Raw genomic sequence first — 12990 nt, 5'->3', positions numbered from 1 at the left:
CGCGGGAGCGGCTGCGGCCGCGAAGGGGCTGATTTTCCGGTGGGAGCGGCTGCTCCCACCGCGCAGGCTATCGCCTGCGCACCTCAGCCCAGCTGTCCGAATACCTTGCGAGCAGCTGCCACGGTCGCATCGATGTCCGCCGCCGTGTGTGCCGCCGACACGAAGCCCGCCTCGAAGGCCGACGGCGCGAAGTAGTGCCCGGCATCCAGCATCGCGTGGAAGAAGCGGTTGAAGGTGTCGCGGTCCGAGGCCATCACCTCGGTGTAGGAGCGTGGCACGCCCTGCGCGAAGTACAGGCCGAACATGCCGCCGACCGAATCGGCGCAGAAGGTCACGCCCGCCTCGCGCGCCGCCGCCGACAGCCCGTCCACCAGCTGCGTCGCACGCGCCGCGAGCGTGTCGTAGAAGCCCGGCTCGCGCACGAGCTTCAGCGACGCCAGGCCCGCCGCAACCGCGACCGGACTGCCCGACAGCGTGCCGGCCTGATACACCGAACCCAACGGCGCGATGTGGTTCATGATGTCGCGCCGGCCACCGAAGGCGCCCACCGGCATGCCACCGCCGATCACCTTGCCCAGCGTCGTCAGGTCCGGCGTGATGCCGTAGAGGCCCTGCACGCCCTGCGCTCCGACGCGGAAGCCGGTCATGACCTCGTCGAAGATCAACACGGCGCCGTACTTCGTGCACAGCTCGCGCAGCCCCTCGAGGAAGCCCGGCAGCGGCTTGATCAGGTTCATGTTGCCGGCGACCGCCTCGACGATCACCGCGGCGACCTCGTTGCCGCGCGCCTTGAAGACATCCTCGACCTGCCCCAGGTCGTTGTAGTCGAGCACGATCGTGTGCTTCGCGAAGTCCGCCGGCACGCCGCCCGAGGACGGATTGCCGAAGGTCAGCAGGCCCGAGCCCGCCTTCACCAGCAGGCTGTCGGCGTGGCCGTGGTAGCAGCCCTCGAACTTGATGATCCCGTCACGTCCGGTGAAGCCGCGTGCGAGTCGGATCGCGCTCATCGTCGCCTCGGTGCCCGAGCTCACCAGCCGCACCATGTCGATCGACGGCATCAGTTCGCAGATCAGTTCGGCCATCTCGACCTCGCCTTCGGTCGGCGCGCCGAAGGACAGCCCGCGCAGCGCCGCCTCGCGCACCGCCTCGACGATGGCCGGATGGGCGTGACCGGTGATCGCCGGCCCCCACGAACCGACGTAGTCGATGTAGTCCTTGCCGTCCGCATCCCATACGCGCGCCCCTTGCGCACGCTCGATGAAGCGCGGCGAACCGCCGACCGAGCGGAAGGCCCGCACGGGCGAATTCACACCGCCGGGGATGGTTTTCTGGGCACGCTGGAAGAGGACTTCGTTCTTGCTCGTCATGTCGGTTCGCACTCGTCGATTGGCAAAGAGGAAATGGATCGAAAAAGGAAACTGCGGGAAGGGCGGAAGGCAGCGCCGCGGACTCAGCCGGACAGCCCGAAGGCGGCACGATACGCCGCCGCACGCCCCCGCGGATCAGGATCGTCGAAGACGTCGGAAATCACCGCCAGCAGATCGGCTCCCGCCGTGATCGCCAGCGGCGCGTTGTCGAGCGTGATGCCGCCGATCGCCGCGACCGGCAGCTTCAGCTCGCGGCGCGCGCGAGTCAGAAGATCCAGCGGCGCATGCACGGCGGCGGGCTTGGTCGGGGACGCGAACACCGCGCCGAAGGCGACGTAGTCGGCTCCCGCGGCGGCCCCCTCCTCCGCCCGCGCCCAGTCGTTGTAGCAGGTCACCCCGAGGATGCGCTCCGGCCCCAGCGCCGCGCGCGCCGCGCCCAGGTCGCCGTCGTCGCGTCCGAGGTGCACGCCATCGGCCCCTACCGCGAGCGCGAGTTCGAGGCTGTCATTGACGATGAAGGGCACGCCGGCCTCGCGGCACAGCGCCGCGATCGCTGCGGCCTGCTCCCGTCGCAGCCCCCCGTCGGCGTGCTTGCTGCGGTACTGCAGCAGCGCCGGGCGCCCGGCGAGCGCGCTGCGGACACCGGCCAGCAGCGCCGCGCTGTCCGCGGTGTCGGGGGTGATCAGATACAGCCCGCGCAAGGCGTGCTCACGCTTTGCCATCGTCATCCTCGTTCGCCCTCGCCCAGAAGAAACGGTCGGGAACGGCCATGCCCATGCCGGGCCGATAGGCGCTGGACAGCGCCTGCCAGGTGAATTCCTGCGCCTCGCGCATCGCCTCGGCCACCGTCATGCCATGCGCCAGCGCCCCCACGAGCGCTGCGGCCAGCGTCGCACCGGCGCCAAGGAAGCGGCCCGGCAGGCGCTCCCACGCATCCGTGCGCACGACGCCCTCGCGCCCGACCAGCACGTTGATGAGCTGCGGCCCGGGCTCGCCGGCACCGGTCAGCAGCACGTACCCAACGCCACGCCCGAGCACGCGCGCGATCGCATCCGCAAGCGACAGAGCATCGTCGTCCTCGTCCGCGTCGTCCTCATCCCCGTCGTCATCTCCTTCCATTGCGCCGGGCGCAAAAAGCTCGCCGAGCTCGTCGAACTCGTCGGCGTCGACGGCCTCATCGCTCTCGTCGTCGCCGTCGCCCGGAGGCGTCAGCGCGGCCAGCTGCAGCACCTCGCTGCGACTCGCGACCAGCACCGTCACCTGCGGCAGCACCAGCTCCGCAAGCGCCGCCAGCATGTCCTCGCCCGCGGCCTCCTCGCCATCCACGATGGACAACGCCGGCTCGAGCACCAGCGGGATGTCGGGATAATCGGAGAGAATCTCGGCGATCGCCGCGACATTCTCGACGCTGCCGACCATGCCCAGCTTGAAGGCCTGCACCGGGATATCCTCGAGCAAGGCCCGCGCCTGCGCATCGACAGCCTCGGAATCCAGCGCCAGCAACTCCTCGACGCCGCGCGTGTCGCGCACCGAGATCGCCGCGACGACCGACAGGGGATGACATCCCATGCTCGCGAGCGTCAGCACATCCGACTGGAGGCCGGAGCCGGCAGTCGCGTCGCTGGTCGCAAAGCACAGCACGACAGGGGGAACAGCGGTGAATCCGAGGGGCATGAAGGAATCTGCCGTCTATACCAGACGGCTGATCTGGCACGGCATGAAAAATGCGGTAAGATGCGGCGGATTTTACAGCCAATTTGCCCGGAGCATGCTTATAGATGGCCACTACGCGCCCCCATACCGGAAGCATCCGGCGCGCGTGCTCATCGGCCACCCTGACGGGTGCAATTGTGCCTGCGGCAAGGCTTGGCGCCTCCGCAAGCGCACCCCGGCAGCCGGACGGGCAGCGGCCTGCCGGCCGCTCCACGCCGCACCTCCGCAGCATGCCCCGAACGACACGCGGATATGCCGCCGCACTGGACCAGGCGGCATGTCGCAGCACCCGCGCGATGCACGCACGCGCGCGCTGCGACCACCCCGGGCCCGCCAGCAAGGATTGAAGCCATGGATCTGACCGGACTCAAGGTGATGGTGATCGACGACAGCAACACCATCCGCCGCAGCGCCGAGATATTTCTCACCAACTCCGGCTGCCAGGTGCTGCTGGCCGAGGACGGCTTCGACGCGCTGGCGAAGATCGCCGACCATCATCCCGACGTGATCTTCGTCGACATCATGATGCCGCGCCTCGACGGCTACCAGACCTGCGCGCTGATCAAGAAGAACGCGCAGCTCGCCGCGACGCCCGTGATCATGCTGTCGTCCAAGGACGGCCTGTTCGACCGCGCCCGCGGCCGCATGGTCGGGTCCGACGAATACCTCACCAAGCCCTTCACCAAGGACAGCCTCCTCAAGGCGGTCGCCACCCATGCCGCGCGCAAGTCCGGCACGGATCATTGACTGGAGACCCATCGCAATGCCAATCAAGAAGATACTGGTTGTCGACGATTCCCCGACCGAACGCCTCGCGCTGACCGAACTCCTGACTGCCAAGGGCTACCAGGTCGTCACCGCCGAGAGCGGCGAGGATGCCATCGTGCGCAGCAAGAGCGAAAAGCCCGACCTCATCCTGATGGACGTCGTCATGCCCGGCATGAACGGCTACCAGGCCACGCGCACCATCTCGCGCGACGAGGCGACGAGTGGCATCCCGATCATCATGTGCACCAGCAAGGGGCTGGAGACCGACCGCATCTGGGGCATGCGCCAGGGCGCGCACGACTACCTCGTCAAGCCCGTCAATCCGGCCGATCTCCTCGCACGCATCCAGGCGCTGGGCTGACGCTCGATGACCAAGCGACTCAGCCTGCGCGAATTCCAGGAAGACCTGGTGCGGCGCTTTGCCGAAGCGCAGAGCGGCAACCGCCGCGCACTGCTGGGCGTGCGGGCGGGACGCGAAAACTGGCTCATCAACCTCACCGACAGCGGCGAGATCCTGCCCGCTCCGCCACTGGCGTCCGTACCGCTCACGCACGAGTGGTTTCGCGGCCTCGCGAACGTGCGCGGCACGCTGTTCAGCGTCGTCGACTTCTCCGCCTTCCACAACGGTCCACTCACCGTTCCCGGCGGACCGGCACGCCTGCTGCTGGTCGGCGCACGCCACGGCACGAACTGCGCGCTGCTGATTTCGAACGCCCTCGGACTGCGCAACCCGGACGATTTCCATACCGATCCCGACGGCAGCGCAGACGAGCGACCCTGGGTCGCCGAGCGCCTGCTCGACGCCCGCGACCAGCACTGGCTGCGGCTCGACGTGCCAACGCTGCTTGCGCACCGCGGCTTCCTGCAGGCCGGACTCGAGTGAGCCCCCACGCGGCCCGTTCCTCCAACCATTACGGCAACCCATCATCCGATCTCGCGGAGCACACACCATGGCCCTCAAGCTTCCGACGCTGAACTTCACGAAAAAGAAGAAGGCCGACCCGGAAGGCGCGCCACTCGCCACCACGATCATGGAGGCGGCCCCGCCTCGGCGCAGTCCGGAACCGGCGGCCGCGAAGAGCGGCGCGAAGCGGAGTGGCAACGCCGCCAACCGCTTCGGCATGCTCGCCACGGTCTTCGCCGCGGCGTCCATCGCCGGCCTGGGTCTGCTGTACTACCAGTACCGCCAATCGGGCAACGCCACCGCTTACATCGCGGCGGCGGGCGAAATGGAAACCACCTCGCAGCGCATCGCCAAGGCCGCCCAGCTCGCCCTGCAGGGCAACGCACAGGCCTTCGCCGAACTGCGCACGAGCACGAACCGCTTCACCGGCCTGCTGGAGGCGCTCGCCAACGGCGGCAACATCGAAGGCCGCGACCTGCCGGCCGCGCCCGCGGGCGCGCAGCCGCAGGTGGAGAACCTCGCGGCGAAATGGCGCCCGACTGCCGAACTCGCGAATCAGCTGATCGCGCAGGAAAAGAATCTCCTCGTGCTCAACCAGTCGGTGGCCACGATCAACCAGCAGAACGAGGCGCTGTACGAGCAGGCACGGCAGATCGTGCAGGCGCGCATCGGAAGCAACGCACGCGATGTCACGGCGGCCACCAACAGCGTCGTGCTGACGCAGCGCATCGCGAAGAACGCGAACGCGCTGCTGGTCGCGAACGCGATCGATCCGGAAACCGCGTTCGCGCTCGGCAAGGATGCCAAGGCGCTCACCGAAGTGATCAACGAGTTGCGCGCGACGACCACCGACCCCGAAGGGCGGCGACGCGTCAATGAATTCGCCACCGGCGCGACCGAAACCCTCGATGCCGTCGACGACATCCTGCAGCACATCCAGACCCTCGTGCAGGCGAAGAAGGCCGGCAGCGACATCTTCGGCGCTTCCGAGCCGCTGTCAGCGAGTGCGCGCGAACTCTCCACCGCGCTGTCCTCGGCGAGCGGCGGCCTGTCGCCGGCCACCCTGGGCATCGCGCTCGCCGCGATCATCGGCCTCATCGCCCTGAGCCGCATGGCACAGGTGAACACGCGCGAACTCGCCGCGCGCCAGCACGAGGCGGAGCAGCATCAGCGCGCCGCGGAAAACGAACGCAACGTCGCGCAGCAGGCGATCCTGCGCCTGATGAACGAGATGGGCGACCTCGCCGACGGCGATCTCACCGTGCGCACCACCGTTTCGGAAGACATCACCGGCGCGATCGCGGACTCGGTCAACTACACCATCGAGGAACTGTCGGTGCTCGTGCGGCGGATCAACGACGCCGCGACGCGCGTCACGCAGGCGACCGAATCCGCGCAGAAGACCTCCAGCGAACTCCTCGGCGCGACCGAACGACAGTCGCGCGAGATCGAGGAAGTCGGCACCACCGTCGAACAGATGGCCAAGACCATGACGGAATCGTCCGAACGCGCCCTGCGCTCCGCCCAGGTCGCGCGCCGCTCGCTGGAATCCGCGCGCAAGGGCGCGGGTGCGGTGGAAAACACCATCAAGGGCATGAACGGCATCCGCGAGCAGATCCAGGAAACCTCCAAGCGGATCAAGCGCCTCGGCGAATCCTCGCAGGAGATCGGCGAGATCGTCGAACTGATCTCCGACATTACCGAGCAGACCAACGTCCTCGCGCTGAACGCCGCCATTCAGGCGGCGTCCGCCGGCGAAGCGGGTCGCGGCTTCACCGTCGTTGCGGAAGAAGTGCAGCGCCTCGCGGAACGCTCCGCCGAGGCGACCAAGCAGATCGCGGCGATCGTGAAGACGATTCAGACCGACACCAAGGACGCCGTGGGCTCGATGGAGAACGCCACCCGCGACGTGGTCGAGGGCGCCCAGCTGTCCGACGCCGCCGGCCAGGCGCTGGCCGAGATCGGCGAGGTCTCGACCGAGGCCGCGCGCCTCATCGAACAGATTTCCAGCGACACGCAGCACCAGGCAGCCACGGCGACGCGCGTCGCGGCAACCATGAAGGAAATTCTCGCGATCACCGAACAGACCGCGACCGGCACGCGCCAGACCGCGGTGTCGGTCGGCCAGCTCGCCGACCTCGCTGTCGAACTCAAGGGCTCGGTGTCGGGCTTCAAGGTCTGACGCACTCGCCCTCGCTCGGGAACCGTCCATGACGCACCCTTCTGAACTGGATCTGGGCCCACTCACCTGGGTCAAGAACGAAATCGACCTCGCCCTCGCGCGGGCCGACGAGTCGCTCGAACAGGCGCTGTCCGCGTCCGACGCCGCGGGCCGCGTACAGTTCGCGCAGACCCACCTGCACCAGGTGCGCGGAGCACTCTCGATCGTTGGCCTGGACGGCCTCACCCAGTTCGCGTCCTCGCTCGACCAGTCCCTCGGGTTGTTTGCCCGCGGCGAACGCCCGCTCGACGCCACGACCATCGCCCTGGCGCGGCGCGCGCTCGCGACGATGGGCAACTATCTCGAAGAGCTCGTGCATGGCACGCCCGACCAGCCGCTGCGCCTGCTGCCGCTGTACCGGGAAATCAGCGCCATCCGCAGCGCGGACCCGGTCTCGCCGGCGGAACTGTTCTTCCCCGACCTCACGCAACGTCCGCCACGCCGCCAGATCGCCAGTATTACGCTGTCCGATGACGCCCGTCAGGCGCAACTGCGGGCGCAGCGCGCACTGTTCCAGCGCGGTCTGCTGCAGTGGCTGCGCACGCCGAACGACCCGGCCGGCCCCACGGCCATGCTCGACGCGGTCAAGGGCATGGAGGTGCTGCATACCGGCACCCCCGTCACCAACCTGTGGTACGCGGCGCAGGCCTTCCTCGAGGCTCTGGTGAACGGCGACCTGCCGGCCCAGCCGGAAGTCAAGCGCCTGTGCTCGCAGCTCGACGCGCAGCTCAAGCGACTGGCCGAGGTGCCGGTCGCAATACCGGACCGCTTCATCCGCGAACTGCTGTACTGGACCGCGCAAGTCCCGGCACGCACCGCGCAGCAGCAGGCCGTGCGCGACACCTGGCAACCCCACGCCCTGATCCCCGAGGCGGGCTCGACCGTCAGCGTCACGCCGCTCGCGCCACTGCTCAAGTCGCTGCAGGGCTCGATGGCCGCCACCAAGCACGCCTGGGACGAGTTCTCCGAAGGCCACGCCGCCGCCCTGCCGCGCTTCGCCAGCAACCTCGCCGACCTTGCCGCGCAGGCACCGCAGCTCGGCCGCCCGGCGCTCGACCGCCTGCTCGAAGCCCTGATCGAGTTCGTCCGGTGGCTGCGCAAGGATCCCCTGCAGAACACCGACAAGGTCGCCATCGAGGTCGCCACCGCCCTGCTGCTCGTCGAAGGGGCGCTTGACCGTGTCGTGCCCGACGCCGGCTTCTCCACCCAGGTTGCCGACACCGTCGGCCGCCTGAGCGCGGTGACCCGCGGCGAGACGGTCGAGCCGGCCGAGCATTCGCCGACGGTAGAGACGGCGCGCCGGCTGCACGAACGCGAGGCGGTCGGCCAGCTTGCGCGGGAAATCCTCTCGAGCCTCGCGCAGGTCGAACAGATCCTCGACGATTTCTTCCGCAACCAGCAGAAGCGCGCGCCGCTCGCGAACCTCGCGACCCCGCTCAAACAGGTCGAAGGGGCGCTGACCCTGATCGGCGACCCCGATGCGATCGCGCTCGTGCACGACGCGGCAACCACCGTCGCGAGGCTCGCGGCGTCCGACGCCGAACCCGAAGCCGGCCAGTTCGAAGGACTCGCGCAGCGGCTGTCGGCCCTCGGCTTCTACGTCCAGACGCTGCAGCACGGCCCGGCGAATCTCCAGGCCTTCCTCGATCCCGCCGCCCGCCGCGAGCGGGCCGGCGCCGAGACGCCTGCCCTCGAGATCGACCTGCCGCGTTTCGCCGAAGTGGTTCCGCCGGCGAAGGCCGCCCCGCCTGCAGCGCCCGTCGAGCCGGCCCGCGCGGCACCGGAGCCGGCCGTCGAAGCGCCGGCGCCTGCTGCGCCCGAAACGCCCGCCCCCGAGGTCCTGGCCGCGGAGGAGGCGGAGATCGAGCCCCCCGTGGCGATCGAGGAGGTCGAAACCGACCTCAACTTCCAGCCGCCGCTCGAACCCGCCGAACCGCCCCCGCCCGAGATCCGCATCGATTTCGCGCCGATCGAGTTGCCGCCCGAAATACCGGCGCCGGCGCCAACGGCTCCGCCGGCAGCACCCGCTGCAGCGCCGGCCGCCCCGGCGCCGAGCGCCGCCGAGATCGACGCGGAACTGCTCGAGATCTTCATCGAGGAAGCCCACGAAGTCCTCGCCAACGTCGCCGAACAACTCGAACTGTCGCGCACATCACCGGCCAACGCCGAGCACCTTACGTCGATCCGGCGCGGCTTTCACACCCTCAAGGGGAGCGGCCGCATGGTCGGCCTGCGCGATCTCGGCGAAGCCGCATGGGCCATCGAACAGACGCTCAACCGCTGGCTCCAGCTCGAGTGGTCGCCGACACCGGCGCTCCACCACCTCCTCGGGGACGCCTGCCAAACCTTCTCCGAATGGGTTTCGGAGCTGGAAGCCGGAGGCAGCCAGGCACGCGACGTCACCGCGCTGATGGCGGAGGCCGAACGCCTGCGCAGCAGCGACACGCCGATCAGCGAACCGGCGCCCCGCGCGATGGCCGCGTCCGCGGCCGAACCGGCGGCAGCAGAAGAAGCCGCCCTCGGGTTCGCAGCGCTCGAACTGGCGGAGAGCGGCGAAATCCTGCCCGTCACGGCGCCCGCGGCCGAGGAGGAGGGCGTCGTCGCAGAAGCGTTCGATGCACTCGAACTCGAGGCGCCGGGCGAAGAACTCGCGCCCGCGGAGGCGGGAACCGAAGAAGCCTTCGAACCGGCGATCGCGAGCGAGTACGTTCCCGAGGCAAGCCCGCTGGCCGAAGACGAGACGAACGGCGAAATCGCCCTGCCGGAAGAGACTGCGACATTCGAGGAATTGTCCCTCGAGCCTACACTGGAAGACTTTACCGCAGCGCCCGAGGAAACGATCACCCTAGAGGCCCTGCCCGGCTTCGAGCTCCCTCCGGCAGCCGAGGAGCTTCCCGCGTTCGACGCCTCCGTCGCTCTGGAGCGGACGGCCGGGATAGCCGCGCCCATCGAACCGGTGGAAACGACGGAGGCCGCGGAAACCGAGAAACTCGAGGACCTGGCCGAACTCGAGGAGGTGGTCGATCTCGAGGATACGATCGAGCTCGAGGAAGCCGTCGAACTGGAGCCCCCCGCCGGGGAGGAAGCGCCCGCCACATCCGAGACCGTCGAGCCCGACAAGGCAGGCGCGCCCGAAGCACCCCTCGCCGAGGAAATTCGCGCTGCAGCCGCAGCGCCCGCCGCCGTATCGGAGGAACTCGAGGAAGCGACCGTCGACCTCGAGGAAATCGAGACGCCGATCGAGCGTGACGTCGTCTTCGTCGGCGACAACGAGATCAGCCGGCCCCTCTACGACCTGTATCTCGGCGAAGCGCGGCACCACATGGGCACCCTGCGCGACGAGCTCGTCCGCCTTGCTGCCAACCCGATGCTGGTCCCCACCGAGGCCGCCTTGCGCGCCGCGCACACGCTCGCCGGCATCTCGGGCACCACACGCCTGATGAGCGTGCAGGCGCTTGCCCGCGCGCTCGAACATGCGATCGAGCGTCTGCGCGAGGGCGCCCACCCGCCGACCGCGGAACAGTCGGCGGTCATGAAGAGTTCCAACGACACCCTCGAGGCGATGGTCGCCCAGATCGCGCTGCGCCAGATGCCGCTCGAGGTGCCCGAACTGACCGAGCAGCTCGACGGCATCGGCCGCACGATTGCGCTCGACTCCGGCTTCGAGGCCGAAGGCGTGGCCGTCGAGGAAGAAGCCCCCGAACGGCCGGCGGCCGCAACCGAAGCCGCCGAGGGCGACGCCCGCGCGGCGACCGTCGCCGATGACCTCGACGAGCAGCTCCTGCCGGTCTTCCTCGAGGAAGGCGCGGAGCTGCTTGCAGACCTGCACGCGACGCTGCGGCGCTGGAGAAGTGGCGACGCCTCGGCCGATCACGCCAAGGCGACGGCCCGGCTGCTGCACACATTGAAGGGCAGCGCGCGCATGGCCGGCGCGATGAGCCTCGGCGAACACGTGCACCAGCTCGAATCGCAACTCGAGGCAGGCCGCGAAGCCGGGCGCGACGCCGCCGGGATGATCGAAGAACTGGTCGGTGGCCTGGACCGCACCGAGCAGTTGATGGGCGCGCTCACCGGCGCCCCTGCCCCGGCAGCCGCAACCACCGGCGCGGCGACCGAAGTCGCGGTCTCCGTCATCACGCCCGAAACGCCGACGACCGAAGGCGAAGGCAGCGCAACGGCCACGTTGCGCGTGCGCGCCGACACCGTCGACCGCTTCGTCAACGAGGCCGGCGAGATCGGCATCGCGCGCACCCGCATCGCGGGCGAGCTGCGCACGCTGCGCCGCTCGCTGCTGGACCTGACCGAAAACGTCATCCGCCTGCGCAACCAGTTGCGCGAGGTCGAGATCCAGGCCGACGTGCAGATGCAGTCGCGCATCGCCCACACCGGCACGCACGAAGGCGAATTCGACCCGCTGGAGATGGACCGCTACACCCGCCTGCAGGAACTCACGCGGATGATGGCGGAGAGCGTCGGCGACGTCACGACGGTGCAGCAGAGCCTGCTGCGCAACCTCGACGGCGCCGAACTCGCGCTAAACAGCCAGGCACGGCTGTCGCGCGACCTGCAGCAGGCGCTGATGCAGGTGCGCATGGTGCCCTTCGACAGCCTCGCCGACCGCCTCTACCGCGTGACGCGCCAGACGGCGAAGGACCTCGGCAAGCGCGCGAACCTCGACCTGCGCGGCGGGCGCATCGAAATCGACCGCAGCGTGCTGGAGCACATCACCGCGCCGCTCGAGCACCTGCTGCGCAACGCGATCGCGCACGGCCTCGAGGATCCCGAGGCCCGCCGCGCCAGCGGCAAGAACGAGATCGGCCAGATCACGCTGCGCGTCAGCCAGGAAGGCAACGAAATCGCGATCAGCCTCGCCGACGATGGTGCGGGCCTCGACTACGAGCGGATCGCCGAACGGGCACGCGCACAAGGCCTGCTCGGTCCGACCGAGATCGCCGACGAGCGCCGCCTGACGAACCTGATCTTCCTGCCCGGCTTCTCGACCGCCAGCAACGTGTCGACGGTGTCCGGGCGCGGCGTCGGCATGGACGTCGTGAAATCCGAGACCGCGGCGGTCGGCGGACGCATCGACATCCGCTCGACGCGCGGCGCCGGTACGGAATTCCGCATCTACCTGCCGCTCACGCTCGCCGTGACGCAGGCCCTGCTGGTCAGCGCGGGCGGCCGCACCTTCGCGATTCCGTCGAGCATGGTCGCCCAGGTGATGGAGCTGAAGACGGGCGCGCTGCAGGAACTGCGCGCCGCCGGCGGCACCGACTGGCAGGACATGCACTTCAACTACCGCTACCTGCCGCGCCTGCTTGGCGACCCGGCCAGCCAGCCCGAGGAACAGCGCTTCAACTGGGTGCTGCTGCTGCGCGCCGGTGCCCAGACGCTGGCGCTGCACGTCGATGCGCTGCGCGGCAACCAGGAAATCGTCGTCAAGAACGCCGGCCCGCAGTTGGCGCGCGTTGTCGGCATCTCCGGCGCGACGGTGCTGGGCGATGGCGAGATCGTGCTGATCCTCAACCCCGTCGCGCTCGCCAGCCGCAGCCTCGCGGAGACCACGGCGGAAGGCACCGCGGAAGCGGGCACCGCCGCATGGCTCGAGCCGGCGCAGGCCGTCCAGCCGACCGTGATGGTCGTCGACGACTCGCTGACGGTGCGCAAGATCACCGGCCGCCTGCTCGAGCGCGAAGGCTATCGCGTGATCACGGCCAAAGACGGCGTCGAGGCGCTGGAGCGCCTGATCGAGTCGGTACCCGACGTGATCCTGTCGGACATCGAGATGCCGCGCATGGACGGCTTCGACCTGCTGCGCAACATCCGCGCCGATGCGCGCACCCACGACGTGCCGGTGATCATGATCACCTCGCGCCTGGCGGACAAGCACCGCCAGTTCGCCGAGAAGATCGGCGCCAGCGAGTACCTCGGCAAACCCTACGAGGAAGGCGAGCTGCTGGCCCTGCTGCAGCACTACACCGCGAAGGCGCGCGCGGAGGCCTGACGCCGGCGGCGGA

The 12990-nt window shown here is 69.3% G+C and carries 8 protein-coding genes; 5 read left to right on the top strand and 3 right to left on the bottom strand.

Going from position 1 to position 12990, the window contains the following annotated elements; translation table 11 throughout:
- Positions 1-83: 83 nt before the first annotated feature.
- The 3 genes from hemL to thiD form a co-directional block, all read right to left on the bottom strand.
- Positions 84-1367, bottom strand: coding sequence for a glutamate-1-semialdehyde 2,1-aminomutase (hemL, locus tag GPA27_RS09870; protein WP_169139992.1), 1284 nt, complete (start codon positions 1365-1367; stop codon positions 84-86).
- 83 nt (positions 1368-1450) lie between these two features.
- Positions 1451-2095 carry a thiamine phosphate synthase gene (thiE, locus tag GPA27_RS09865; RefSeq protein WP_169139990.1) on the bottom strand — a complete coding sequence of 215 codons (645 nt, stop codon included), beginning with the start codon at positions 2093-2095 and terminating at the stop codon, positions 1451-1453.
- Positions 2076-3041: a bifunctional hydroxymethylpyrimidine kinase/phosphomethylpyrimidine kinase gene (gene thiD, locus GPA27_RS09860; protein WP_169139988.1), complete on the bottom strand. Its 966-nt coding sequence runs from the start codon at positions 3039-3041 to the stop codon at positions 2076-2078. Before thiD ends, thiE begins: the two co-directional genes overlap by 20 nt.
- Positions 3042-3431: 390 nt before the next feature.
- Between thiD and GPA27_RS09855 the strand changes: the two genes are divergently transcribed.
- The 5 genes from GPA27_RS09855 (at position 3432) to GPA27_RS09835 (ending at position 12977) form a co-directional block, all read left to right on the top strand.
- On the top strand, positions 3432-3827 hold the full coding sequence (locus GPA27_RS09855) for a response regulator (protein ID WP_169139986.1): 396 nt from the start codon (positions 3432-3434) through the stop codon (positions 3825-3827).
- A 16-nt stretch (positions 3828-3843) separates the two neighbouring features.
- Entirely contained in the window at positions 3844-4209 is a 366-nt protein-coding gene (locus GPA27_RS09850; RefSeq protein WP_169139984.1) for a response regulator, read from the top strand.
- A gap of 6 nt (positions 4210-4215) precedes the next feature.
- A complete protein-coding gene (locus tag GPA27_RS09845) occupies positions 4216-4731 on the top strand; it encodes a chemotaxis protein CheW (RefSeq protein ID WP_169139982.1) in 516 nt (171 codons plus the stop codon).
- Between the two features lie 67 nt (positions 4732-4798).
- Positions 4799-6934, top strand: coding sequence for a methyl-accepting chemotaxis protein (locus tag GPA27_RS09840; protein ID WP_169139980.1), 2136 nt, complete (start codon positions 4799-4801; stop codon positions 6932-6934).
- Positions 6935-6962: 28 nt separating this feature from the next.
- On the top strand, positions 6963-12977 hold the full coding sequence (locus tag GPA27_RS09835; protein ID WP_169139978.1) for a hybrid sensor histidine kinase/response regulator: 6015 nt from the start codon (positions 6963-6965) through the stop codon (positions 12975-12977).
- Positions 12978-12990 lie beyond the last annotated feature (13 nt).

The organism is Aromatoleum toluolicum (assembly GCF_012911005.2).
Classification (GTDB): domain Bacteria; phylum Pseudomonadota; class Gammaproteobacteria; order Burkholderiales; family Rhodocyclaceae; genus Aromatoleum; species Aromatoleum toluolicum.
This window is presented reverse-complemented; position numbering and strand designations above follow the sequence as displayed.